This window comes from Leifsonia xyli subsp. cynodontis (genome assembly GCF_050632205.1).
In the GTDB taxonomy this organism is placed as follows: Bacteria; Actinomycetota; Actinomycetes; order Actinomycetales; family Microbacteriaceae; genus Leifsonia; species Leifsonia xyli_D.
In genome coordinates this window covers 2,298,697-2,322,327 of record NZ_CP192578.1, presented here as the reverse complement: position 1 = coordinate 2,322,327, position 23,631 = coordinate 2,298,697, and the positions used below count along the sequence as shown (strand labels likewise).

The 23,631-nt window shown below is 71.7% G+C and carries 27 protein-coding genes and 3 pseudogenes; 13 read left to right on the top strand and 17 right to left on the bottom strand.

Annotated features, from left to right (window positions below):
• Positions 1-5 precede the first annotated feature (5 nt).
• Both ACQ86M_RS11505 and ACQ86M_RS11500 read left to right on the top strand, forming a co-directional pair.
• Positions 6-338, top strand: coding sequence for an STAS domain-containing protein (locus tag ACQ86M_RS11505; protein WP_431218800.1), 333 nt, complete (start codon positions 6-8; stop codon positions 336-338).
• Complete coding sequence (locus tag ACQ86M_RS11500; protein ID WP_431245534.1) at positions 331-669, top strand: ATP-binding protein; 339 nt, start codon at positions 331-333, stop codon at positions 667-669. Before ACQ86M_RS11505 ends, ACQ86M_RS11500 begins: the two co-directional genes overlap by 8 nt.
• Positions 670-745: 76 nt before the next feature.
• On the opposite strand, the gene ACQ86M_RS11495 is transcribed toward ACQ86M_RS11500, so the two are convergent.
• Entirely contained in the window at positions 746-1,225 is a 480-nt protein-coding gene (locus ACQ86M_RS11495) for a GNAT family N-acetyltransferase (protein ID WP_431218798.1), read from the bottom strand.
• 63 nt (positions 1,226-1,288) lie between these two features.
• The gene (locus ACQ86M_RS11490) at positions 1,289-2,113 is read right to left on the bottom strand and encodes an alpha/beta fold hydrolase (protein WP_431245533.1); all 825 of its coding nucleotides are present in this window, start codon (positions 2,111-2,113) and stop codon (positions 1,289-1,291) included.
• Positions 2,114-2,332: 219 nt separating this feature from the next.
• Here ACQ86M_RS11490 and ACQ86M_RS11485 point away from each other — a divergent pair, with 219 nt between their 5' ends.
• Complete coding sequence (locus tag ACQ86M_RS11485) at positions 2,333-2,461, top strand: hypothetical protein (RefSeq protein WP_431245532.1); 129 nt, start codon at positions 2,333-2,335, stop codon at positions 2,459-2,461.
• A gap of 19 nt (positions 2,462-2,480) precedes the next feature.
• Positions 2,481-3,626 (top strand): NAD(P)/FAD-dependent oxidoreductase, encoded by a 1,146-nt coding sequence (locus tag ACQ86M_RS11480; protein WP_431245531.1) that lies wholly within the window; start codon positions 2,481-2,483, stop codon positions 3,624-3,626.
• A gap of 18 nt (positions 3,627-3,644) precedes the next feature.
• On the opposite strand, the gene ACQ86M_RS11475 is transcribed toward ACQ86M_RS11480, so the two are convergent.
• From ACQ86M_RS11475 to ACQ86M_RS11450, 6 genes are all read right to left on the bottom strand, one after another.
• The gene (locus tag ACQ86M_RS11475) at positions 3,645-4,286 is read right to left on the bottom strand and encodes a hypothetical protein (RefSeq protein ID WP_431245530.1); all 642 of its coding nucleotides are present in this window, start codon (positions 4,284-4,286) and stop codon (positions 3,645-3,647) included.
• A gap of 41 nt (positions 4,287-4,327) precedes the next feature.
• Positions 4,328-4,789 (bottom strand): MarR family winged helix-turn-helix transcriptional regulator, encoded by a 462-nt coding sequence (locus ACQ86M_RS11470; protein WP_431245529.1) that lies wholly within the window; start codon positions 4,787-4,789, stop codon positions 4,328-4,330.
• Complete coding sequence (locus tag ACQ86M_RS11465) at positions 4,786-4,995, bottom strand: hypothetical protein (RefSeq protein WP_431245528.1); 210 nt, start codon at positions 4,993-4,995, stop codon at positions 4,786-4,788. The genes ACQ86M_RS11470 and ACQ86M_RS11465 overlap by 4 nt, the downstream gene beginning before the upstream one ends.
• Positions 4,996-5,059: 64 nt before the next feature.
• Positions 5,060-5,359 (bottom strand): muconolactone Delta-isomerase family protein, encoded by a 300-nt coding sequence (locus ACQ86M_RS11460; protein ID WP_431245527.1) that lies wholly within the window; start codon positions 5,357-5,359, stop codon positions 5,060-5,062.
• A 30-nt stretch (positions 5,360-5,389) separates the two neighbouring features.
• On the bottom strand, positions 5,390-5,758 hold the full coding sequence (locus ACQ86M_RS11455) for an SgcJ/EcaC family oxidoreductase (RefSeq protein ID WP_431245526.1): 369 nt from the start codon (positions 5,756-5,758) through the stop codon (positions 5,390-5,392).
• Positions 5,759-5,760: 2 nt separating this feature from the next.
• Positions 5,761-6,468: an SDR family NAD(P)-dependent oxidoreductase gene (locus tag ACQ86M_RS11450; protein WP_431245525.1), complete on the bottom strand. Its 708-nt coding sequence runs from the start codon at positions 6,466-6,468 to the stop codon at positions 5,761-5,763.
• Positions 6,469-6,546: 78 nt separating this feature from the next.
• Here ACQ86M_RS11450 and ACQ86M_RS11445 point away from each other — a divergent pair, with 78 nt between their 5' ends.
• The 5 genes and pseudogenes from ACQ86M_RS11445 (at position 6,547) to ACQ86M_RS11425 (ending at position 10,080) form a co-directional block, all read left to right on the top strand.
• Complete coding sequence (locus ACQ86M_RS11445; protein WP_431245524.1) at positions 6,547-7,152, top strand: TetR family transcriptional regulator C-terminal domain-containing protein; 606 nt, start codon at positions 6,547-6,549, stop codon at positions 7,150-7,152.
• Positions 7,152-7,325, top strand: a pseudogene (locus tag ACQ86M_RS11440) (nitronate monooxygenase); the annotation flags it as partial. The gene ACQ86M_RS11445 and the pseudogene ACQ86M_RS11440, both read left to right, overlap by 1 nt.
• A 166-nt stretch (positions 7,326-7,491) precedes the next feature.
• Positions 7,492-8,214 carry an NAD(P)H-dependent flavin oxidoreductase gene (locus ACQ86M_RS11435; protein WP_431247879.1) on the top strand — a complete coding sequence of 241 codons (723 nt, stop codon included), beginning with the start codon at positions 7,492-7,494 and terminating at the stop codon, positions 8,212-8,214.
• 143 nt (positions 8,215-8,357) lie between these two features.
• Complete coding sequence (locus ACQ86M_RS11430; RefSeq protein WP_431245523.1) at positions 8,358-9,362, top strand: alpha/beta fold hydrolase; 1,005 nt, start codon at positions 8,358-8,360, stop codon at positions 9,360-9,362.
• A gap of 55 nt (positions 9,363-9,417) precedes the next feature.
• Positions 9,418-10,080, top strand: a complete 663-nt coding sequence (locus ACQ86M_RS11425) for a methyltransferase domain-containing protein (RefSeq protein ID WP_431245522.1) — start codon at positions 9,418-9,420, stop codon at positions 10,078-10,080.
• Between the two features lie 26 nt (positions 10,081-10,106).
• Here ACQ86M_RS11425 and ACQ86M_RS11420 read toward each other — a convergent pair whose 3' ends face one another.
• Both ACQ86M_RS11420 and ACQ86M_RS11415 read right to left on the bottom strand, forming a co-directional pair.
• On the bottom strand, positions 10,107-10,457 hold the full coding sequence (locus tag ACQ86M_RS11420; RefSeq protein WP_431245521.1) for a DUF2200 domain-containing protein: 351 nt from the start codon (positions 10,455-10,457) through the stop codon (positions 10,107-10,109).
• 34 nt (positions 10,458-10,491) lie between these two features.
• Entirely contained in the window at positions 10,492-11,661 is a 1,170-nt protein-coding gene (locus ACQ86M_RS11415; protein WP_431245520.1) for a toxic anion resistance protein, read from the bottom strand.
• Between the two features lie 142 nt (positions 11,662-11,803).
• Between ACQ86M_RS11415 and ACQ86M_RS11410 the strand changes: the two genes are divergently transcribed.
• A complete protein-coding gene (locus tag ACQ86M_RS11410; RefSeq protein WP_431245519.1) occupies positions 11,804-12,283 on the top strand; it encodes a hypothetical protein in 480 nt (159 codons plus the stop codon).
• 201 nt (positions 12,284-12,484) lie between these two features.
• Here ACQ86M_RS11410 and ACQ86M_RS11405 read toward each other — a convergent pair whose 3' ends face one another.
• On the bottom strand, positions 12,485-13,360 hold the full coding sequence (locus ACQ86M_RS11405; RefSeq protein WP_431245518.1) for a LysR family transcriptional regulator: 876 nt from the start codon (positions 13,358-13,360) through the stop codon (positions 12,485-12,487).
• A gap of 27 nt (positions 13,361-13,387) precedes the next feature.
• A complete protein-coding gene (locus ACQ86M_RS11400; protein WP_431245517.1) occupies positions 13,388-13,960 on the bottom strand; it encodes a TetR/AcrR family transcriptional regulator in 573 nt (190 codons plus the stop codon).
• 91 nt (positions 13,961-14,051) lie between these two features.
• Here ACQ86M_RS11400 and ACQ86M_RS11395 point away from each other — a divergent pair, with 91 nt between their 5' ends.
• Positions 14,052-15,101 carry an aldo/keto reductase gene (locus ACQ86M_RS11395; RefSeq protein ID WP_431245516.1) on the top strand — a complete coding sequence of 350 codons (1,050 nt, stop codon included), beginning with the start codon at positions 14,052-14,054 and terminating at the stop codon, positions 15,099-15,101.
• Between the two features lie 143 nt (positions 15,102-15,244).
• Positions 15,245-20,014 (top strand): ExeM/NucH family extracellular endonuclease, encoded by a 4,770-nt coding sequence (locus ACQ86M_RS11390; protein WP_431245515.1) that lies wholly within the window; start codon positions 15,245-15,247, stop codon positions 20,012-20,014.
• 185 nt (positions 20,015-20,199) lie between these two features.
• Here the strand turns inward: ACQ86M_RS11390 and ACQ86M_RS11385 are convergent, their stop codons facing one another.
• The 4 genes and pseudogenes from ACQ86M_RS11385 to ACQ86M_RS11370 all read right to left on the bottom strand — a co-directional run bounded on the left by ACQ86M_RS11385 (position 20,200) and on the right by ACQ86M_RS11370 (position 22,495).
• Complete coding sequence (locus ACQ86M_RS11385) at positions 20,200-20,532, bottom strand: CHY zinc finger protein (RefSeq protein ID WP_431245514.1); 333 nt, start codon at positions 20,530-20,532, stop codon at positions 20,200-20,202.
• The gene (locus tag ACQ86M_RS11380; protein WP_431245513.1) at positions 20,529-21,140 is read right to left on the bottom strand and encodes a CbiQ family ECF transporter T component; all 612 of its coding nucleotides are present in this window, start codon (positions 21,138-21,140) and stop codon (positions 20,529-20,531) included. Before ACQ86M_RS11380 ends, ACQ86M_RS11385 begins: the two co-directional genes overlap by 4 nt.
• Positions 21,134-21,825 (bottom strand): annotated as a pseudogene (locus ACQ86M_RS11375) (energy-coupling factor ABC transporter ATP-binding protein). The gene ACQ86M_RS11380 and the pseudogene ACQ86M_RS11375 overlap by 7 nt, the downstream one beginning before the upstream one ends.
• A pseudogene (locus ACQ86M_RS11370) lies at positions 21,822-22,495 on the bottom strand (biotin transporter BioY). The pseudogenes ACQ86M_RS11375 and ACQ86M_RS11370 overlap by 4 nt, the downstream one beginning before the upstream one ends.
• A gap of 56 nt (positions 22,496-22,551) precedes the next feature.
• On the opposite strand from ACQ86M_RS11370, the gene ACQ86M_RS11365 reads away from it, so the two are divergent.
• Complete coding sequence (locus ACQ86M_RS11365; protein WP_431245512.1) at positions 22,552-23,157, top strand: TetR/AcrR family transcriptional regulator C-terminal domain-containing protein; 606 nt, start codon at positions 22,552-22,554, stop codon at positions 23,155-23,157.
• Here the strand turns inward: ACQ86M_RS11365 and ACQ86M_RS11360 are convergent.
• Complete coding sequence (locus ACQ86M_RS11360; RefSeq protein ID WP_431218775.1) at positions 23,138-23,518, bottom strand: DUF3566 domain-containing protein; 381 nt, start codon at positions 23,516-23,518, stop codon at positions 23,138-23,140. The genes ACQ86M_RS11365 and ACQ86M_RS11360 overlap by 20 nt on opposite strands.
• Positions 23,519-23,631 lie beyond the last annotated feature (113 nt).

Here is a 23,631-nt window from a genome sequence, read left to right as displayed (position 1 = left end):
CGCCGATGAACATCACCACGACCGTCCGGGAGGACGGGGTCGCCGTGCTCGCCACGACGGGCCGCATCAATCTCGTGACCGCGCCCGACGTGCGGCGCGAGGTGCAGCGGGTCGTCGACGAGGGCCACACCCGCGTCGCCATGGACCTCAGCGGTGTCGAGTTCATCGACTCGTCCGGGCTCGGCGCGCTGATCAGCGGGCTGAAGGCGGCGCGCACGGCGGGCGGCGACCTCCGGATCACGTCTGCGGCGGATCAGGTCACGAGCGTGCTGCGGCTGACCAACCTCGACCGCATCCTCCGCGTGTATCCGTCGCCGGACGACGCCTACCGTGACTGAACCGTTCCGCGACGCGTTCCGCGCGCCGGCGGATCTCGACGCCATCGGCCGCGTGCACGACGTGTTCGAGAACCTCGCCGAGCAGCGCCGCGACCTTCCGGAGGACCTGCGCAGCGGGTTCGAGCTGGCGGTCGTCGAGGTCGTCACCAACGTGGTCCGGCACAGCGACGACGAGCGCCCGGTGAACGTCGAGCTGCTCATCCGGACGACCCAGGAGGGCCTGGAGGCGGTGGTCACCGACGACGCGCCCCCGGTCGCCCTCGACCTCGGCGGCGCGAGCATGCCCGATCCGGACGACCTGGGGAGTCCGGCCGCGGCCTCGCGCTGGTGACCCTGCTGGTGGAGCGGTTCGAGCACGAGCCGCTGGCCTCCGGCAACCGCTGGACGCTGGCGGTGGGGGCGGCCGGTTAGACCGCGACCGCCCGGTCGATCGCGATCGTGTAGTAGACGCTGAGCGGATCGTCGGTGTACTTCCCGAACGGGCCGCACGGTGTGAAGCCGGCCCGCTCGTAGAGCCGGCGCGCGGGCGCGAAGAAGTCCATCGCGCCCGTCTCGAGCGAGACGCGCTCGACCCCGCGGAAGCGGGCGTCGGCGAGGGCGAACTCGAGCAGCAGCGAGGCGATCCCGCGGCCCCGCCGCAGCGGGTCGGTGCGCATGCTCTTCAGCTCCTCGTGGCCGGGCGCGAGCGCGGCGAGGGCCACGGTGCCGACGATCTCGCCGTCGTCGGTCGCCGCCCACAGCCGCACGCCGGGCGCCCGCAGGCCGTCGAGGTCGAGCGCGTGCCTGCTCTCCGGCGGAGCCGTCGGCTCCATGTCGTCGAGGTGCGCCTGGAGGAACGCGGCCAGCGCCGGATCGGCGAAGTCGGCGCGCGCGATGTCGATGCTCACGCTCCGACGGTAGCGGGGCCGGATGACGAGCGTGTTTCGCAGCATCCGGCCCGCCCCTCCCGACTACGACTGCAGCCACTCCAGCAGGTCGACGTTGATCGTGTCCGCCTGGGTGGTCGGCATGCCGTGCGGGAATCCGGGGTACGACTTCAGCGTGCCGTTCTGCACGAGCTTCGCCGAGAGGGGGCCCGAGTCGGCGTAGGGGACGATCTGGTCGTCCTCGCCGTGCATCACGAGCACGGGCACGCTGATCTTCTTCAGGTCCTCCGTGAAGTCGGTCTGCGAGAAGGCGACGATCCCGTCGTAGTGCGCCTTGGCCCCGCCCATCATGCCCTGGCGCCACCAGTTCTGGATGATCGCCTCCGACGACTCGACGCCCTCCCGGTTGAACCCGTAGAACGGGCCGGACGGCAACGCGCGGTAGAACTCCGAGCGGTTCTTGGCGAGCTGCGCCTGCAGGTCGTCGAACACGCTCTTCGGCAGGCCGCCGGGGTTGTTCTCGGTCTGCACCATGATCGGCGGCACGGCGCTGATGAGCACCGCGCGCGCCACGCGGTCCTCGCCGTACGTCCCGATGTAGTGCGCGACCTCGCCGCCACCGGTGGAGTGCCCGACGTGGATGGCGTCGTGCAGGTCGAGCGCCTCGACGACGGCGCGCAGGTCGGCGGCGTAGTGGTCCATGTCGTGGCCCTCGCCGGTCTGGGTGGAGCGGCCGTGGCCGCGGCGGTCGTGGGCGACGACGCGGTAGCCGTGCTGCAGGAAGAACAGCAGTTGCGTGTCCCAGTCGTCGGCCGAGAGCGGCCAGCCGTGGCTGAAGACGATCGGCTGACCCGATCCCCAGTCCTTGTAGTAGATCTCGATGCCGTCGGATGTGGTGACAGTGGGCATGGTTCCCTCCGGGTGTCGGTGTGACGTGCTGTGTGGGGGATGGTGCTGCGGAGCTGTCGGCGCAGGCTCACCGTAGCGGCCGCCGCGCGCGCCACGCCAGAGCCGGCGGGAGCTTCGCGCTGAGCGTGGAGGCGCGATGTACCGGGCGTCGCCCGGGCGCGCCGGAATGTACACGCTGTACATCGGAGTCGTCCCCGGCCGCGCCATAGCATCCCAGGCATGAGCCCGAACGCTGATGTCGAGCACGAACGGATGACCACCGGTCGGGATGCCGTCGACGGCGCCCTCTGGGCCGGGCCGATCCGGGGCGGCGAGGGGCTCGACGCGATCATCCTCGGCTACGACTGAGCCGGCGGAGAGGCGCGACATGGACATCCTGGTCATCGGCGCGGGGGCGTGGGGCCTGCCGGCGGCGCTGCAGCTGGTGGCGCGCGGTCACCGCGTGACGCTGGCCGACGAGTTCGGCCCCGGCAATCCGTATGCGTCGTCCGGAGGCAGCACCCGGCTCTGGCGGGTCGTCGACACCTCCGAGCAGCGGGCGTGGGCGCAGCTGCGGGCGGTCCGGGCGATGGACCGGCTGGCGGCGCTGGTGGGGGCTCCCGTCACCATGCGGCTCGGGCTGCTCTGGCGCGACGACGCCTTCCTCGACACCGCGCGTGCGGTGCTCGACGCGACGGGGAGCGGGTACCGCGTCGTCCGCCGATCGGAGGTGGGCGACGTGCTGCCGGGACTCCGGCCGGACGGCCGCGACGCGCTCTTCGTGCACGAGGCCGGCGTCGTGGAGGCCGAGACGCTGCTGCGCGAGACGCTGCGCACGTTCCGCGAGCTGGGCGGACGGACGCAGCTGCGGACGAGGATCGCGCGACTGGAGGAGCAGGGCTCCGGAGTCGTCGCGCACACGTCCGCCGGTGCGACGATCCGGGCGGACCACGTCGTGGTGGCGGCCGGCCCCGGAGCGGCGGCGCTCCTCGGCAGTCTCGGCGTGCGCATCCCGCTCCAGACCTACCTGGAGCAGGTCGTGCACTTCCCCGACCCCGCCCATCCCGACCGCTACGCCGGCTACCCGTGCTTCTTCGACGCGCCGCGGGCGGACGAGCCCGGCATCTACGGCATGCCGGCCCGCCAGAAGGGCTACAAGATCGGCCTCGACCTGCCGCTGCGTCCGCTGACCCCGGGCGACACCGATCGGTCGCCGGTGGAGGCGCGCACCGAGCGCATCCGCCGCCGGGTGGAACGCGATCTGACGTCGCTGGTCCCGGTGCCCGGCGAGCAGCAGGTGTGCGCCTGGACGGACTCGCCCGATGGCGACTTCGTCATCGACCGGCTCAGCGACGCCGTGACGGTGGCGTGCGGCGACTCGGGGGAGGGCTTCAAGTTCAGCGCACTCGTCGGGGAGCACGTCGCGGACCTGGTCGAGGGGCGGCCGGATGCGGTGCTCGCCGGGCAGTGGGGGATGGCGCGCATCCCGGACGCGGCGGAAGGCCGAGCGCCCACCGCTATGGGGCGGCACTGAGCCGTCAGCAGTGAGCGTTCAGCGGCGGCTGCCGCCGCGCAGCAGGGTGAAGACCGCGCCCGTCGTCGCTCCGTAGACGAGGTGCGCGGCGAGATCCTTGCCGAGGGTCTTCGCGTCGTACTCGGTGATCGGCTTGTACAGGTGCATCGGCGGCAGGATGACGTAGCCCGAGAACCACATCCCCACCCCGAGCAGCAGTCCGTACCAGGCGCGCGGGCGGCGGAGCGAGCCCGCGACCACGCCGTACGCCGTCGCGCCGGAGAGCCCGTACGCCCAGTGCGCGATGTTGTTGATCGACGCGGCCTGCGCGTCCGGCAGCTGCTTCTCGAACAGCCCGTCGACGATGCGGCGGCCCACCTGGGCGGGGGCAGGCGCGTTGTCCCAGCCGGTGACGTCGGCCGAGAACTCCCAGTCGGGAAACGGCTCGTCGCCCTGGTTGCGCCGGTACTGCAGGTACAGCCAGAGGTCGAAGGCGAGCGTGCCGACGAGTCCGGCGGCCGCTCCGCGGACGATGCCGCCGACGGGGGTCACCGCACCCGGGCCGCTGCCCCGCCGACGCGCGGCGGCGGCGGCCGCGGTGATCGCCACCGCAGCAGACGAGACGACACCCGTCAGAACGCGCCTGCTGCGCCGCCCCGCGGCCACATCCGTTTCGCTCATGCGCCCAGGATGCTCCCGTCCCCGGTGCGAAGGGAAGAGCGTCAGGCCTCGCGTGCCGCCCGGATCACCGTGGTCATCGCGCGGTGCAGCTCGCGGAGCTCGTCGGGCCCCATCCCGAGTCGTCGCATCATGGTCGAGGGGATCGTCTCGGCGTAGGAGCGCAGCTCGCGCCCCGCGGCGGTGAGGGTGACCTCGACGACGCGCTCGTCGAGCGATGACCTCTCTCGTGTGACGTAGCCGAGCGCCTCCAGCCGCTTCAGCAACGGGGACACCGTGGCCGACTCCAGCGCCAACAGCTCCGCGACACGGCGCACCGAGAGCGGCCCGTGCTCCCAGAGCGCCAGCATCACGAGGTACTGCGGATGGGTGAGGCCGACGGGCTCGAGCACCGGCCGGTAGAGGGCGACGACGGAGCGGGCGGCCACGGAGAGGGCGAAGCAGACCTGGCTCTCCAGCGCGAGCGGGTCGACCGCGCCCTCGGTCGAAGGCTCCGTCGCGGTCACGGGCAGTGGATGCGCGTCGACGTGCGCGAGTCCGCGAACCGCTCGATGCGGTGCTGGTCGAGCGGCTTGCCGCACAGGGGGCAGGCGGCGTCGGCGCGCCGCACGTCGGGCTCCTCGGGGTGTCCGGCGCCCAGCTGCGCGGGCCCGGTGAAGGTGCGCACGACGTCGTTGGCCTTCTCGTAGAAGCGCCAGAAGCGGCCGGCCATCACTCGTCCTCTCGATTCGATTAGTGTACGAATCATTATTGCACGAATGATACCGGCCGCTCGGCTACGGGCGCCCCAGCCCCGGGTCGCTCGGATGCGGCGTCAGCGGCGTGACCGCGTCCTTCCGCCACGCGCGCAGCGGCATCGACGCGAGGATGCGCTCCAGCGTCTCGGCGTCGGGCGCGGTGAAGATGCCCCAGCTGCGCCACTCGCCGGGCCCCAGCGGCGGCCGCCAGAGCCGGCGCAGGCTGCCCGCCTGCGCCAGCTCCGCCGCGCGGACGGCCTCGCGTTCCCGCATCGCGGTGACGTCGTCGGGGGTCGTGCCCTCGGGCACCGTCGTCACCATATCGACGAAGAACTCCATCGTCGGCTCCCTCCTGGACTCGGGCGAACCCTACGCGTCGAGCTTGGACACGTGGTAGTGCCGGATCAGCCACTCGGCGCCGGCACGCACCAGCACCAGGGTGAGGTGCGTGGGGATGACCTCCGCCGGCGGCCGGGTGAAGTCGACGTCGATGAAAGCGGCGAACGCGTCGTCGCCGAGCGACTCGACCTCGCGCACCCGGTAGGCGGCGCTGAGCCCGATCGGCTGCTTGGCGTAGTACGCCGCGATGCCGGTGCGGCCGACGGTGTGCGTGCGATCGAAGCCCTGGAACACCGCATCCTCGGTGAAGGCCGCGGCGACGCGCTCGGGCTCGTGCGCCAGGATGTCGGCCGCCCAGGACTGCAGGGTCGCATCGAGGATCTGCTCGGAGCCGGCCATGATCAGTGCCCCGCGCTCTGGCCGCCGTCGACGTGGAGGAACTCGCCGGTGACGAACGGTGCCTGCTCGAGGTAGAGGACGCCGCGCACGACGTCGTCGATGGTGCCCATGCTCCGCACGGGGTGCAGCCCGGAGAAGAACTCGTACGTCTCCGGCGCGTGCATCGGCGTCTTGATGATGCCGGGCGACACCGCGTTCACGCGGACGCCCCGGCCCGCGAGCTCGATAGCGAGGGACTTGACGACGGAGGACAGCCCGCCCTTGGTGAGGGACGCGAGGGCCGACGGCACGTTGGAGTCGGCGTTCTCGACCAGGGTGGTCGTGATGTTGACGACGTGGCCGGAGTTGCGGGTCAGCATGTCGGCGACCGCCTTCTGCGTGATGTGGAAGAAGCCGCCCAGGTTGACGGTCAGCGCGGTGTCGAGGTCCTCGGCCGTGTACTCGGTGAACGGCTTGGCGATGAAGATGCCGGCGTTGTTGACGAGGGCGTCGATGCGCCCGAACGTCTCGAGCGCGGTGCTGACGATGCGCTCGGCGACCGCGGGGTCGGAGATGTCGCCGGCCACGGTGACGAGGTTCTCCTCGGTGCGCGGCTCGATGGTGCGCGAGTTCGCGACGACGGCGTAGCCGAGGCCGAGGTAGCCCTCGACGAGTCCCGCGCCGATGCCCTGGGAAGCGCCCGTGATGATGGCGACCTTGCGTGTTTCCATGGTGTTCGATCCTTACTAGATGGTCGGTCAACTATTAACCGGTACCTGTTATAGACGACTGGTCGTATAATTGCAAGCATGGGACGGACATCGGACGCGCGGGAGCGCATTCTGGCAGCGGGCGCCGAGCTCTTCGGGCGCCGGGCGTACGCCAGCATCGGGGTCGCTGAGATCTGTGCGGCGGCCGGAGTGCCGAAGGGCAGCTTCTACTACTTCTTCCCCTCGAAGCAGGCGCTGGCCCTCGAGGTGGTGGACCGCCACTGGGAGTGGCAGCGGGGCGAGTGGACGCGCATTCTCGAACGCCCGGCGCCGATCGTCGATCGGCTGCGCGACCTGTTCGTGGCGACCGCGGAGATGCAGAGCGAGGCGCTGAAGGGCACGGGCGCCGTGGTCGGCTGCTTATTCGGCAACCTGGCGCTGGAGGTGAGCGCGCAGGACGATCCGGTCCGGGGCCGCCTGCAGGAGATCTTCGAGGAGCAGATCGACATCGTCGAGAAGGCCCTGCGCGAGGCCGAGGCGGCCGGCGAGGTGCGCCTGGCCGACGCGCGGGATTCCGCCAAGGCGATCGTGGCCCAGATCGAGGGTCTGGTGCTGTTCGCCAAGCTCTACAACGACCCGGCTCAGCTCGAGAGCCTGTGGCGCAGCTCCCTGCTGCTCCTCGGTCTTCAGGAGGCGGTGGCCTGATGGAGTTGCGCACCCTGCTCGGTATCGAGACGCCCGTGATCCTCGGGCCGTTCGGCGGCCTGTCGTCGGTGGAGCTCACCGCCGCGGTCAGCGAGGCCGGTGGCCTCGGGTCGTTCGGCCTCTACGGGCTGAGCCCGGAACGCATCGCCGAGGTCGGCGCCCAGCTGCGCGAGCGCACCTCCCGCCCATTCGCCCTGAACCTGTGGCTGCCGCTGCAGGGCAGGGGCGAGGAGCGCCCGGCGCGGCGTTCGACCGCGCCGAGTTCGACCGGGCGGTGGCCGCGCTCGCGCCGCTCTACGCGGAGGCCGGGGTCGAGCCCCCGCCTGGCCGGTCGCTCCGCTGCCGCCGTTCGACGCGCAACTGGAGGCGGCGCTCGCGGTCGAACCCGCCGCCCTCAGCTTCGTCTTCGGAGTGCCGTCGGCCGACGTCGTCGAGCGGGCGCATCGCCGCGGCATCCGCGTCGTCGGGGCGGCCACGACTGTGCCCGAGGCGCAGGCGCTCGAGGCCGGCGGTGTGGATGCGATCGTCGCGTCCGGTCTGGAGGCCGCGGGCCACCGTCCCGCCTTCCTCGCCGATCCGGAGGACGGCCTCGTCGGGAACCTCGCGCTCATCCCGCAGGTGGCCGACGCCGTCGGCGTGCCGGTGATCGCGGCGGGCGGGATCGCCGACCGCCGGGGCGTGGCGGCCGCCTTCGCTCTCGGCGCGCAGGCCGTGCAGGTCGGCACCGCCTTCTTGGCGACCCGGCAGTCCGTCGCCCCGGAGGCGCACCGCGACCGCATCCGCAGCGCCGGCGCCCACGAGACCGTGCTCACGCGCACCATGAGCGGACGGGCCGCCCGCGGCCTCCCCAATGACGCCGTGCGGGCCATCGAGCGCGGCGATCGGGCGTCCTTCCCGCTGCAGAACATCCTCACCGGGGTGTTCCGCCGTCGCGCCGCCGAGCTCGGCCGGGCGGAATTGCTCTCGTTGTGGATGGGGCAGGCGGCCGCCCTCTCCCGGTTCGACGACGCCGCGGACGTCTTCGCCGAGCTCGCCGCGGGTGTTCCTGATGCCCGGGCCTGAGCCGTACCCCGGGGCGGAGCCGGGCGAGGGCGGCGACGCCGCCTGCTGGCTCGCCTCGGTCTGCCCCGAGTGCGGCGCACTGCGGGAGGGCCCCGGCCCGTGCTGGCGGTGCGGGGAGCCGGAGCCGCGGCCACAATAGAGCCGTGCAGCAGCGCCTCTCCCGCGTCACCGCCGCCGACGGGTCGGTGATCGCCGTCGCCACGATCGGCGACGGGCGCCCGATCGTGTATGTCTCCGGGTGGCTGAGCCACCTGGAGCGGGGGTGGGAGCTGCCCGAGGAGCGCGCCTTCTTCGAGAGCCTCGCGCGGGGTCGCCGCCTGGTCCGCTACGACCGGGCCGGCTGCGGCCTCTCGGGCCCGACGGACCGGCCGCCCTCGCTGGAGTACGAGTTCGAACAACTCGCCGCGGTCGTCGCCGGTCTCGGTCCCGAGCCGTTCGACCTGGTCGGTGCCTCGCTCGGGGCGCCGGTCGCCGTCGCCTGGGCGGCCGCGCATCCGGAGACCGTCCGCCGGCTGGTGCTCTACGGCGGCTGGGTCACCGGGAATGCGATCTCGCCGCCGAGCGCCCGGGACCACATCCTCGCGCTGGTGGAGTCGCACTGGGGACTGGGATCGGATGTGCTCACCGACCTCTTCGCGCCGGACGCGCCGGCGGCGGCGCGCGCCGAGTTCGGCCGCTACCAGCGCGCCTCCTCGGGCGCCGCGACGGCGCGGGCCCTCCTGGCGCTCAGTTACCGGCTCGACATCGCCGACCTGCTGCCGAGCGTGTCCGCTCCGACGCTGGTGGTGCACCGCGACGCCGATCGTGCGGCTCCTCTCGCCCAGGCGCGACTGCTCGCCGACGGCATCGCCGGGTCTCAGCTGGTCGTTCTGCCCGGCCGCTCCCACCTGCCCTGGGCGGGTGACGCGCCGGAGCTGGTGGCGGCCATCCGGCGCTTCCTCGGCCTGCGGGTCGCGCGCGACGGCGTGCTGACCGCCCGGCAGCGCGAGGTCGCAGCGCTCGTCGGCGAAGGATGCACGAACCGCGAGATCGCCGGCCGGCTGGGCATCGACGAGCGGTCGGCCGAAGGACACGTCGAGCGCATCCGGCTCCGGCTCGGCTTCCGCTCACGCGCCCAGATCGCCGCCTGGTACGCCGCGCAGCGCTGAAGTGGGGTAGGAGTACGCCTGTGCGGCGGCCGCCCGCGGCGCGAAAGTGGAGCGCATGACCGAGACCGACATCCATTCGACCCAGGCGATCTTCCCCCTGCACCGCGGACGCGGCCGCTTCAATGCGGCGTTCTTCCGCGCGGCGGGGCCGTACCTCGAGCGGTCCCTGCGGCCGCACAAGGAGCGCGTGTTCGCCGGGCTGCCCGACCGCGTCGTCGAGCTCGGCCCGGGCGTCGGGCCCAACCTCCGGTACCTCCCGCCGGGCGCGACTCTCACCGCCGTCGAGCCCAACCGCTACATGCACGACGGGCTCACGGCGGCGGCCTCGCGCCGCGGCATCCGTCTCGACCTGCAGGAGCGGATGGCCGAGTCGACCGGGCTGCCCGATCACAGCGCCGACTGCGTGATCTCGTCGCTCGTCCTCTGCTCGGTGCGGGATGTGGATGCGACGCTCGCCGAGGTGCGTCGCATCCTGCGACCCGGCGGCAGCTTCCGCTTCGTCGAGCACGTGGTCGCTCCCGACGGCACCGCGACCCGGACCGCCCAGCGGCTGCTCCGCCGCCCCTGGTCGTGGACCTTCGAGGGGTGCTCGTGCGAGCGCGACCTCGAGCACGCGGTCCGCGCCGCAGGCTTCGGCGGCGTGGAGGTCGAGCGCTACCGTCTGCACACGCCCTTCGTGCCGTTCAACACGCAGCTGGCCGGCGTCGCGTGGGCCTGAAGCGGTCCGGCCCGGGCGCGCCTTCGTCAGGCGCGCAGGATGGACGACATCTTCTTGCCGCGGGCGACCTCGTCGACGAGCTTGTCCATGTACCGGACCTTCTGCATCAGCGGGTCCTCGATCTCCTCGACGCGGACCCCGCAGATCACGCCGGTGATCAGGGAGGCGTTCGGGTTCATGCGCGGAGCCGCGGCGAAGAACCCCTCCAGGTCGACGCCGCTCGTGACGGCCGCATCCAGCCCGCCCTGGTCATAGCCCGTCAGCCACTGCAGGACGGTGTCCACCTCGTCCTTGCGGTGACCCTTCCGCTCCGCCTTCGCCACGTACAGCGGGTAGATGTCGCCGAAGGGCATGGCGAAGATGCGGTGTGCGGCCATGCCCCCACCGTAGCGCCGACCCCCGGCGAGCGGACTACGCGCGCTGCTCCGTGGGCCTCGACCGCTTCAGGTAGTCGCGCGACCGCGCGACCTGCTGGTCGAGCGCATCCACGGTCTTGGCCATGCTGGCGATCGCGCCCGTGCGGTAGCTGTCGATGCTGTCCATCGTCGCGAAGACGTTGTCGAACGCGCGCTGCAGCACCTCCACATCCACCGCAGACGAGGTCTGCTCCTTCTGCACCTGCTCCGTCTGCGTCCGCAGCACCTCGCCGGTGCGTCCGATCAGCGCGTTCGTGCTCTGGTGCAGCGCGCCCAGCTGGTCGATGACCAGTCGCTGGTTCTCGAGCGCCTGCGCCACCACCACGGCTGTGCGCAGCGCCGAGACCGTCGTCGTCTTGGCGCGCTCGACGCCCTTGATCAGTTCGACGTTGTTCTTCTTGATCACGTCGAGGGCGAGGTACGCCTGCACCGACACGGCGATCTGGGCGGTCAGGTCCTGGCGCCGCTGCCGGATGGGGAACAGCGCCTCCTTCTCGAGCAGCGTGGCGCGCTCCGGATCGGTCATCCGGATGTCCGCGGCGGTTTCGACGGTGGCGCGGTCGAGGGCGGCGGTGAGCACGACGTACTCGTTGAGACGCTCCGTGGTCTTCCAGAGCGCCGCCCGCTCCTTCTCGATCTCGACGTTGTCGCGGGCGAGCCACTCCTCGCCGTGGTCGAGCGCCTGGACGATCCCGTCGAGCTGCTTCTGCGCCGACTCGAAGCGCTGGACGTACTGGCGCAGCCGCCGCCCGCCGGGCATCCGGTAGAGCATCCGGTTGCGGCCGGTGAGGTGCTGCGGGTCGAAGTCGGTGACGGTCGCCCGCAGGTCTTGCAGCGTGCGGATCACGCCGTACTGCGGGTCGGTGCGGATCGGCTTGCCGCGCGCCGCCGCGAGGGAGGTGGCCGGCCGGTTGAGCAGCTGGCGGGAGGCGTCGCTCGAGGCGCGCAGCTCGTCGTCGCCCAGGTGCGAGAACCCGGTGATCTTGCGCTGGAGCGCCTCGCTGCCGGGCTCGGCGGCCGCGAGGTCGCGGATGAAGTTCTTGGCGCGCGTCGCCAGCTCGGCTTCGCGTTCGGCCGAGACGGCGACCATCCCCACCGCGAGTTCCTCCGGTAGCTCGGACACCGGCTCCGGCGGCGTCAGGTCGTCCTCAGGCTTGCCGTTCATGCGCTGCTCCTCCCACCCGGCGACAGTCGGTCCCTCACACGATATATCGCGTTACCCGCATCGGGGAATGGGTCGCAGGGAGCGCTCAGGCGCGGAATGGGGGAGGAGCGCGTAACGTTCCGGCAGTGGGAAGGATCGCGCGATGACCGACACCGAGAAGCAGACCACCGCGAGCGGATTCTACGCAGAGGTGGCCGCCGAGTTCCTGCAGCATTACCGGCGCGGGCCGCGCTTCGTCGCGGTGACCGGGGTGCCCGACGGTGACACCGGGCGGGCGGCCGACCGCTTCGCCGAGGCGCTGCGTGACGCGGGCCAGGATGCCGAGCGCGCCACGCTCGAGGCCGGCACCGCTGCCGACTCCTTCCGCGAGGGCGTGGTCGCCCCGTTCCGCTCGCGCGAGGGCGTGCTGGTGGTCGACGGGCCCGGCCTCCTGACGCCGGAATTCCGCGGCTTCTGGAACTTCTCGCTGTGGGTCGAGCACGATCCCGAGCGGAGTCCCGACTGGTCCTTCGTGACGACCGGCCAGAAGGATGCGCTCGGCGCGCCGCGCGAGGTGGCGTCGGTGCTGCTGGACGACTCCGACCCCGAGCGGCCGCGCCGGCTGTGGGCCGACTCCTGCTGAGCCGGCCCCGGCCCCGCCTCCGCTAGGCGCGGGGGCGATCGGCTCCTTTCTCCGTTCTCGAGCCGTTCTCAAGCGGTGGGGAAGGGAGGAGACGCGACGGCGACACGCCGCGGGGCGCAGGTAAGGGAGGAAGCGGCGGGCGCAGAGGCTCGCGGCCTCCTCCGCTTCGACGGCGACAGCTGCCGAAGGGGCGGCGCGGGGTCAGCCGAGCGAGTCGAGCTCCTCGTGCACGAAGCGCGCGAACTGCTCCGCTGCCGCGGACTGCGAGCGGCCGCGGTTGCGCGCCAGCCCGATGATGCGCGTCGCCTCGTCGCGGAGCGGCACGGCGACGATGCCGGGCTCCGCCGGGGTGTCCGGGATGAGGGCGACGCCGACGCCGTCGCGGACCAGGCCGCGGAGCGTCGAGAGCTCGGTCACCTCGATCACCGGGCTCATGACGACCCCGTGGGCGGCGAAGTAGGCGTCGGCGATGTGCCGGAGGCCGGAGCCGGTCCGCAGGGCGACGAGGTCGTAGTCCTCGAGGTCGGCGACGCTGACCGCATCCCTCCCGGCGAGCGCATGCCCGTCCGGAACCCCGAGCACCAGACGTTCGGCGGTGAGCGGCTTCCACTCGATCTCGGGGTCGCGAGGGTCGGGACTGAGGAACGCGAGGTCCGCCGCGCCGTCGCGCAGCGCATCCAGCACGGTGTCGGCAGTGCCGCCGCGCAGCACGAAGCGGATGTCGGGGAACAGGCTGCGGTACTCGCTGATGACCCGGGGGATGAGCCACCCGCCGAACGATGACACGTAGGCGAGGGAGACGGTGCCGCCGGAGGGGTCGCGGAGGGCGTCGATGCGGGCGCGCGCGTTCTCCAGCTCCGACTCGGCGCGGACCGCGTGGGCCAGCAGGATCTCGCCGTACTGGTTCAGCTCGAGGTGGCCGCGCCGGCGGTCGAACAGCTCGACGCCCATCTCCTGCTCCAGCCGGGCGAGCGAGCGGGTGAGCGTCGACTGGGACACCCCGAGGGTCTCTGCCGCGAGGGCGGGATGGCCCTCCGCGGCCAGGGCCCGGAAGTGGGCGATCTCGTCGATCCGCATGGCCCCATCATGACGCATCGGAGTCTCTCAGCCGCGCGGCTCGTGCCGCAGGGAGACGATGATCAGCTCGAGCAGTCGGTCGGCCTGCTCCAGTCCGTGCTCGCCTGCCGGCACGCGCCAGAGCGAGCTCAACAGCAGGATCACGTCGTCAGGATCCACGCCCGCGCGGATGTCATCGCGCTCGAGAGCCGCATCGAGCAGCCGCGAGACGGCATCACGCACCGGCGCCCAGCTCGCGCCGATGGCGGCCTGCGCCTCGGCGCTGCCGAGGGCCTCCCCGAGGCCGTGCTTCACCCGAGCCAGCGCCGCCAGCGTGCGCGCCCACGAACGGAACGCCTCCAGCGGCTCCTGCTGCTGCAGCATCCCATCGACCGAGCCCGCGAGGTGCTCGACCTCTTCCTGGTAGACCGCGAGCAGGAGGGCCTCCCGCGTCGGGAAGTGGCGGTAGAGCGTGCCCGGGCCCACACCGACCAGCTTCGCGATCGAGTTGAGCGACACATCCGCATCGTCGGCGAACGCGGTGCGGGCGACTTCCAGGATCCGGGCACGGTTTCGCTGCGCGTCCGCCCGCCGACCGCTCACCGCAGCATCCGACGTCATCTCGGGAACCCTTCTTGCCAAACGGAGAACTCTCCGGTAACGTGCTCCACAAGCGGAGAACTCTCCGACTCTATCCATCCGTGGAGACCCCATGCAATACCGCAAGCTCGGCACGACCGGCCTGGACGTGTCGCCCATCGCGATCGGCGCTATGACCTACGGCCAGCCGGATCGCGGCCACCCCGTCTGGTCCAAGGGCGAGGAGGAGGCGCGGCCGCTCATCAAGCACGCGCTCGACGCCGGCATCAACTTCTTCGACACGGCCAACATGTACTCGAACGGCTCCAGCGAGGAGATCCTCGGACGGGCGCTCGCGGACTTCGCGGACCGCGACGACGTCGTCATCGCCACCAAGCTGCGGCATCCGATGCGCCCCGGCCCCAACGGCAAGGGGCTCTCGCGCAAGGCGATCATGACCGAGATCGATCACTCGCTGCGCCGGCTCGGCACCGACTACATCGACCTCTACCAGATCCACCGCAACGACCACTCCACCCCGCTGGAGGAGACCCTGGAGGCGCTGCACGACGTGGTCAAGGCCGGGAAGGTGCGCTACCTGGGCGCCTCGTCGATGTTCGCGTGGGAGTTCGCCAAGGCGCTGAACCTGCAGAAGCAGCACGGCTGGGCTCGCTTCGTCACGATGCAGGACCACTACAACCTGCTGGCCCGCGAGGAGGAGCGCGAGATGATCCCGCTCTGCCTCGATGAGGGCGTTGGCACGATCGTGTGGAGCCCGCAGGCCCGCGGCCGTCTGACCCGCGCGTGGGACGACGCCCGGTCGACCGCGCGCTCGGCGAGCGACGGCGACTACGCCGACCTGCTCTACACGCCCGCCGAGGAGGAGTCGAACCACGCCATCGTCGACGCCGTCGGCGAGGTCGCCGCGGCGCATGGGGTCAGCCGAGCGACCATCTCGCTCGTCTGGCTGCACCGCCAGCCCGTGGTGACCGCTCCGCTGGTCGGCGCCAACACCACCCGGCAGATCGACGAGGCCATCGCATCCCTCGACGTGGAGCTCACCGACGACGAGGTCACCGCCCTCACCGCCCCCTACACCCCGCGCTGGGACTGGCAGGGCGTCTCCGACGAGGCGACCCTCCAGGCCATCCGCAAGCGCGTGCCCGGGATGGCGTTGCGGTGACCCACCCACCCGCCCGTGCTCAAATGAGCGGTCTACCCCTGAACGAGTTTTCTGTACGTTCACACACGTGAAACAGTCCCGTTCACCGGCGTCCCTAGGTTGACCGCGGACTCATCCCGATACCTCACCGACCGAGGAGAACAATGTCAACCAGATTCGGCAGGCTCGCGCGCGCCGCAGCCGCCGCCATCGCGGGAGCCGGCCTCGCTGCCGGTGCGCTCGTCGCCACCCCCGCGTATGCGAGCACGGACGGCAGCGGTGTCGTCATCAACGAGGCCTACCTGTCGGGCGGCAGCGCAGGCGCCGCCTTCACCAACAAGTTCGTGGAGCTGTACAACGCGGGCGACAGCGCCGTCAGCCTGGCGGGGTGGAGTGTCCAGTACCGCCCCGCCACCGGCACGGGCGCCTCCACCGGGGTCGTGCCGCTGACCGGATCCATCGCGGCGAAGGGCTACTACCTCGTCGGCGGCGGATCGAACGGCGCCGGCGGCCAGGCGCTGCCGACGCCGGATGCGGCGGGCAACGCCCTCAACCCGAGCGGCACCACCGGGACCCTGATCCTCGCGAAGTCGGCCTCTGCGCTCACGCTGCCGGCCGGCTCCGTCACCGGCGACCCGAGCGTCGCCGACCTCCTCGGCTACGGCACCTCGAACACGTTCGAGAAGGCGAAGGCCACCGCACCGTCGGGCAACACCGACGTGAAGTCGCTCGTACGGACCAGCGCCAAGGACACCGACGACAACAGCGCCGACTTCACCCTCAGCGCCACCATCACCCCGCAGAACACGGCCTCCGCACCGGGCGACCCGGGCACAGGCGACCCCGGCACGGGCGACCCCGGAACGCCGGGCGACACGACCGCCATCGCGGACATCCAGGGCACGGGCGACACCAGCCCGAAGGCCGGCCAGACGGTCACCACGACCGGCGTCGTCACGGCGCAGTACGCGACGGGCGGCTTCAACGGCTTCTACATCCAGACGCCGGGCACAGGCGGCGCGGTCGACCTCGCCACCCACACCGCATCCGACGCCGTCTTCGTCTTCGGATCCTCCTTCGCGGGCACCGTCGCCGCCGGCGACTACGTGAAGGTCACGGGCGCGGTCAGCGAGTTCAACGGCCTGACCGAGATCACGGCGACCGGAGTGACCAAGCTCGACGCCTCGACGGTCACCGCCCCGGCGCCCGCGGCGGTCGGCCTGCCGGCCACGGCAGCCCAGCGGGAGAGCCTGGAGGGGATGCTGATCGCACCGCAGGGAGCGTTCACCGTCACCGACGTCTACTCGGCCAACCAGTACGGCGAGATCGGGCTCGCGGCGGGCGACAAGACGCTCGTGCAGCCGACCGAGGCCGCCCGTCCGGGATCGCCCGAGTACGCCGCGGTCGTGGCGGACAACGCCGCCCGCGCGGTCACGCTCGACGACGGCGCCTCGACGAACTTCCTGAGCAACGCCAACAAGTCGAAGCCGCTGCCCTACCTGTCGCTGGATGCGCCCGTGCGCGTGGGCGAGCCGGTCACGTTCACGAAGCCGGTCGTGCTCGACTACCGCAACAACGCATGGAAGTTCCAGCCGACCTCCGAGCTCACCCCGGCCGACGCCGCGACGGTGCAGCCGGTGTCGTTCACGAACACGCGCACGGCGGCCCCGGAGAACGTGGGCGGAGACCTGCGCCTGGCCACGTTCAACGTGCTCAACTACTTCACCACCACCGGTGACCAGCTCAGCGGCTGCACGTTCTACACCGACCGTGAGGGCAACCCGATCACGGTGAACAGTGGATGCGACGCCCGCGGCGCGGCGAACGCCACGAACCTCAAGCGCCAGCAGGACAAGATCGTCGCGGCCATCAACGGCCTCGGCGCCGACGTCGTCTCGCTGGAGGAGATCGAGAACTCGGCCCGCTTCGGCGAGGACCGCGACTCGGCCCTCGCGACGCTGGTCGGCGCGCTGAACGCGGCCGCGGGCTCCGAGGTCTGGGCGTACGTGAAGTCGCCGGCACAGCTCCCGGCGACGGAGGACGTCATCCGCACCGCGTTCATCTACAAGAAGGCGAACGCGGTCCCGGTCGGCGAGTCGAAGATCCTCGACGACCCGGCGTTCTCCAACGCACGCCAGCCGCTCGCGCAGGCCTTCAAGAAGGTCGGCGAGAAGGATGCGCGGGCGTTCCTCGCGATCGTCAACCACTTCAAGTCGAAGGGCTCCGGCTCGGGCGCCGACGCCGACCAGGGCGACGGCCAGGGCGCGTCGAACCTGTCGCGCGTCAACCAGGCGAAGGCCCTGGTCGCCTTCGCAGACGAGCGCAAGGCGGCCCTGAAGACCGACAAGGTGCTCCTCATCGGCGACTTCAACGCCTACCTGAAGGAGGACCCGATCACGGTCCTCACCGACGCAGGCTATGTCGACCAGGTCAGCACGCGCACCTCGAAGGCGACCTACTCCTTCGGCGGCACGACCGGCTCGCTGGACCACGTCTTGGCCTCGCCGGCGCTCAACTCGGCGATCACCGGCGCGGACGTCTGGAACATCAACTCGGGTGAGTCGGTGGCGCTGGAGTACAGCCGCTACAACTACAACGTCACCAACTTCTACGCGGCCGACCCGTACCGCTCCTCCGACCACGACCCGATCGTGGTGGGCCTCGGCCTCGCCGCCAAGCCGGTGACGCTGAACCTGCTGAACATCAACGACTTCCACGGGCGCATCGACGCCAACACGGTGAAGTTCGCGGGCACGATCGAGAAGCTGCGCGCGGAGGGCGGCGAGGCGAACTCGCTGTTCCTCTCCGACGGCGACAACATCGGGGCCTCCCTGTTCGCCTCGGCCTCGGCCGACGACATCCCGACGCTCGACGTGCTGAACGCGCTCGACCTGAAGACGAGCGCAGTGGGCAACCACGAGTTCGACAAGGGCTACGCCGACCTCACCGGCCGGGTGAAGGACGCGGCGACGTTCTCGTACCTCGGTGCGAACGTCTACGAGAAGGGCACGAAGACGCCGGCGCTGCCGGAGTACGCGCTCTTCGACGTGGACGGCCTGAAGGTCGGCGTCATCGGCGCCGTGACGCAGGAGACTCCGACGCTCGTCTCGCCGGGCGGCATCTCGTCGCTCGACTTCGGCGACCCGGTGGAGGCGGTCAACCGCGTCGCCGGTGAGCTCACCGACGGCGACGCCTCCAACGGCGAAGCCGACGTGCTGGTCGCGGAGTACCACGAGGGCGCCGGCTTCGGCACTCCCGAGGGTGCGACGCTCGAGCAGGAGGTCGCCGCGGGCGGCGCGTTCGCCGACATCGTCACCAAGACGACCGCGAAGGTCGGGGCCATCTTCACCGGACACACCCACAAGGTCTACGCGTGGGATGCGCCGGTGCCCGGAGTCGACGGCACGACCCGTCCGGTCGTCCAGACCGGCAGCTACGGGGAGAACATCGGCCAGGTGACGCTGACGGTGGACCCGGAGACCGACACGGTCACCGCGTACACCGCCCGCAACGTCGCCCGGACGACCGACGCCGACAGCGCCCTGGTCGCCGCGTACCCGCGAGTCGCGGCCGTCAAGACGATCGTCGACAAGGCGATCGCCGACGCGGCCGTCATCGGCAACCAGAAGGTCGGCTCGGTGACGAAGGACATCACCACCGCCTACCTGAACGGCGCCCGCGACGACCGCTCCAGCGAATCCACCCTGGGCAACCTCGTGGCGGACTCGCTGCTGGCCACGCTGTCGCCGGCCGATCAGGGCGGCGCCGAGATCGGCGTCGTCAACCCGGGCGGTCTCCGCGCGGAACTGCTGTACGGCACCGACGGATCCGTCACCTACGCCCAGGCCAACGCGGTGCTGCCGTTCGTGAACAACCTGTGGACCACGTCCCTCACCGGGGCGCAGTTCAAGCAGGCGCTCGAGCAGCAGTGGCAGCGCGACGCCCAGGGCAACGTGCCGAGCCGGCCGTTCCTCAACCTGGGGCTGTCGAAGAACGTGCACTACACCTACGACGCCGCACGTCCGGAGGGCGACCGCATCACCAGCATCCTGGTGAACGGCGCCCCGATCGACCCGGCGAGGTCGTACCGGATCGGCTCGTTCTCGTTCCTGCTCCAGGGCGGTGACAACTTCCGTGCCTTCGCGGCGGGGAAGGACACCAAGGACTCGGGCCTCATCGACCGGGACGCCTGGATCGGCTACATCCAGAAGAACAGCCCCCTGTCGCCGCGCTTCGAGAAGCTCGGCGTCGGCGTGAGCGGCGTGCCGTCCGGCATCCTGCAGCGCGGTCAGCAGGTCACCCTCCAGGTGTCCAAGCTGAACCTCACCTCGCTCGGCAGCCCGGCGAACACGAAGCTCGACCTGTCGTGGAACGGCTCCGCAGCTCTCGGCAGCGTGCCGGTGGATGCGGCGGGCAACGCCACGGTCGCCTTCACCGTTCCGGCGGATGCGGCTGGTGGGAGCACGCTCGTGCTGACGGCGCCCGACTCGGGGACCACCGTGCGGGTGCCGCTCACCGTGGCGGACGCGCCGTCGAACCCGAAGCCGGGCACCGACCCGAAGGCCGCCAAGGAGTCGGCGCTCACGAAGGCGCTGGAGGACGCGGTGACCGTCGACAAGGCGATCTACCGCCCGGGCGAGGCCATCGCGGTCACGGTGGGCGCGAAGCACGCCGGTGAGTGGGTGTCGGTCTGGTTGTACTCGAAGCCGCAGAACATCAGCGGCGGCTGGGTGCAGGTGCCGGCGGACGGCGTGGTGAAGCTGGCTCTGCCGGCGGATGCGGGCAACGGTCAGCACAGACTGTCGGTGCAGAACGCCTCCAACGGGGTCATCGGCTGGACCACCCTCAAGGTGAAGGCCACCCCGCCGGCGACCGGCATCCCGGCCATCGACTGGGTGATCGACCTGCTGAACCGCCTCTTCGGCTGGTTCTAGCACAGGATGCGGCGGACGCCGGGCGCGCGAGAGCGTGCCCGGCGTCCCTGCGTCCGGGCCCGAGCCGCATCCGCTGCGGAAACGGAGGAGTGTTCGCGTGTTGGCGCCGGTCGCCTCCTCCGTTTGCCGCAACACGCCGACGCGCACCAGCGAGACTCCTCCGTTCCCGCCGGGGACGGGGTCGCTCAGACCTCGAAGTACAGGTGCGTGTGCAGCCGGCAGCCAGGGTTGAACGCGGCACCGCAGCGCGGGCAGCCGTCGGTCGCGAGGTACTCCGCGATCGCCAGCTCGCCGCCGCAGACCCCGCAGAGCACCGCTTCGCGGTCCCGGTCGGCAACCGGCCACTGCCGCGCCGGATGCCCGGCCGCCTCCGCGTGGCAGAGGTGGCACGGGTAGTACTCGCCACAGCAGGCGAACCGGATCGCCACCACGTCGAGCGGCGAGGCGTAGTGGATGCAGCGGGTCTGGTCGTCGACGACCGGCCCGAGCACGCGCGGCCGCGCACCCGCCGCGCTCACCGCACGCCTCGCGCGGAGAGCGCCTCGCCGAGCTGGTCGGCATGCTTCAGGGACAGGATGAGGAACGGCACCGCGAAGAAGCGTACGCCGGGGCGGACGCCGCGCGCCCGCTGGGCCTCGCGCACGTCGCCGGCCAGCCGGGCCAGGACCGGCACCGTGGTCAGGGTCACCGTGAGCAGCACGGCCGCACGCTCCGAGTCGAAGCCCAGCCGGTCGAGCGGGCGGAGGCCGCGTTCCACCGCATCCAGCAGCTCGGTCACCCGCGTGGTCAGGGACAACAGCCCGGCGAGCAGCACGGCGGCCGTCACGCGCGTCGTATTGGCGACCGCCGCCTCCGGGCCCAGGAAGATCAGCTGGAGGGCGAGCGTCACGACGATCAGCCAGCGCAGCGCGACGGTCTGCCGGGCGAGCACCCGCATGCCGAGCATCCCGTCCCGGAGTCCGGCAGCGCCATAGGCCACCACGACGACGCCCGCGGCCGCGCAGGCGGCCCACCAGTGCGACGGCAGGAGGGACACGGCGAGCACCAGCGCGAGGAGGAGCAGCAGCTTCGGGCCGGCCGGCAGCCGGTGCAGCATCCCGTCCCCGGGCCGGTAGAGGCTCAGCATGAGAGCGCGGCCTCGTACTCGCCGACGACGTCCGCGGGACGCCCGACCGCCTCCACCCGCCCCCGGCGATCAGGACGGCCGCGTCGCAGCGCGCCGCCAAGGCGAGATCGTGCGTGATGAGGACCAGCCGGTGGCCGGTGTCTGCCAGCAGGTGGTCGGACACGAGGCGCGCGTTCCGGGCGTCCAAGTACGTCGTCGGCTCGTCGGCGACCACGAGTTCGGGCCGGCGCACGAATGCGCCGGCCAGCGCGAGCAGCTGCTTCTGGCCGCCGGAGAGCTCGTGCGACGACCGCTCCCGAAGCGCGGACAGGCCGAACCTCGCGAGCGTCTCCTCCACGCGCCTCCGCGTCTCCTCCCGGCCGAGCCGGTCGGCGCGCAGCGAGAACGCGACGTCCTCGGCGACGGTCGGCATGACGATCTGGGCGTCCGGGTTGCTGAACACGACGGCCACCCGGCGGCGCAGTTCGGCCGCCTGCCGCACCGGGTCGAGGCCGAGGATGCGCGCGGTGCCCGCCGTCGGCGGCACCAGTCCGGCGATCAGCCGGGCGAAGGTCGACTTGCCCGAGCCGTTCTCGCCCACGACGGCGACGGTGCGCGCGTCGAGGTCGAGGTCGACATCCCGCAACGCATCGACATCGCCGAGGCGGACGCCGACACCGTCGAGCAGCAGTGCGCGCTGCGTCACGGCACCCGCGGCTCGGCCGGCTCCGCGGTGACGGCCGCGCGCTCGGCGCCGGTCGTCGCAGTGCCTCGCGGGGCCGCCCAGGTCCGGCGGAACGCCCGCGGGTACGCCCGGACCAGCGTCATGACGATGACCGTCGCGATCACGGCCTTGGCCAGGTCGCCCGGCACGAACACGAGGCTGGACTTCGCGATCACGTCGAGCGGCAGCCGCAGCACCAAACTCGTCACCGGAACGCCGAACGCGTAGACGACGAGGATGCCGCCGACGATCATGCCGAGGAAGGTCCGCCACCACACCGGCTTGCGGTTGCCCGCGTGCACGATGAGTCCGATCACGAACGCGCCGGCGATCCAGCCGAACAGGTACCCGGCCGTCGGCCCGACGAAGACGCCCAGGCCGCCGGTGCCGCCGGAGAGCAGGGGAGGCCGAGGGCGACGAGCGCGAGCAGCACCGCCATCGAGAGCGCGCCCAGCCCTGGGCCGAGGATGGCGCCCGCCAGCATCACGCCGAGGGTCTGCGCCGTGATGGGCACGGAGCCGAAGACGCTGATGCCGCCGGGAAGGCCGAGCACGGCGACGATCGCCGCGAAGACGGCGACGCGGGCGAGGTCGGTGGCGTCGAGCCGGCGGCGGCCCGCGGCCGGCGGGGCGGAGGGGGTCGTGGAGGTCATGGGCGCATCCTTACCTGAACGGTGTTCACCTGAACGGCGTTCACTATACTGAACTCGTGGCAGGGAACGAAACCGGAAGACGGCACTCGCGCGACGACGTCGCCGACGCGGCGCTGCGCATCCTCGACGACCTCGGCCTGCCCGACCTCACGATGCGCCGTCTGGCGGCCGCGCTCGACGTGCAGCCCAGCGCGCTGTACTGGCACTTCCCGAACAAGCAGACGCTGCTCGCCGAGCTCGCCGACCGCATCGTCGGCACGCGCCCCGCTCCCGAGCCTGCGGAGGACGCCGCGTGGCAGGATGCGGTCCGCGGCGAAGCGGAGGCCCTGCGCGACTCCCTGCTGTCGTATCGCGACGGCGCCGAGGTAGTGTCGAGCACCCTCGCGCTCGGCCTCGGATCGCCGGAGACGGTCGGCCGTCTGATCCGCGCCGTCGCGCGTGGCGGTTTCGACGCCGAGACGTCCCGCCGGGCGGCGACCGCGCTGCTGCACTTCGTGCTCGGGCATGTCTCGCACGAGCAGCAGCGCATCCAATACGACTCGCTGGGGGTGCTGGCGGATGAGCCGGCGTCGCCGCTCGACGAGGACGACCCCGCCGCCGCGTTCGCGTTCGGCGTCGGCCTCCTGGTCGGTGGACTGGAGCTCAGTCGCTCCCGAAGGTGACCTTCCAGCCGCCGACCACGTGGACCGCGAGATTGAACAGCGCGGCGAAGATCGCGCCGAGGGCGGAGACGACGATCACCTCGAGCAGGGCGACGACCAGCGTGAACGTCATCACGTTGCCGAACGTGAGCCCCGCGACGAGGTTCGCGCCCTGCGCACCCGCGATGTCCTCCAGGAAGGAGGTGGCGGAGGCGACCACGCCGAAGCGCTCCATCAGCGACCAGACCAGCAGGCTGATCACCACGGTGATGGCCGCCACGATGATGCTCACGAGGAACGACATCTTCAATGCCGACCAGAAGTCGATGTAGACCAGCCGCATCGTCGCGCGCCGCTTCTGCGTCTTGCCCCGTGACGGCATGCCGCTCCTCCCCGATACCGCTTCCGCCGTCGCCGGCGCTCCCCGTCGGGCAAGTCTACGGGACCGGCAGGCGGCCCCCGGCAGGCCGTGCTGGGAGCGACCGGCGAGTTCAT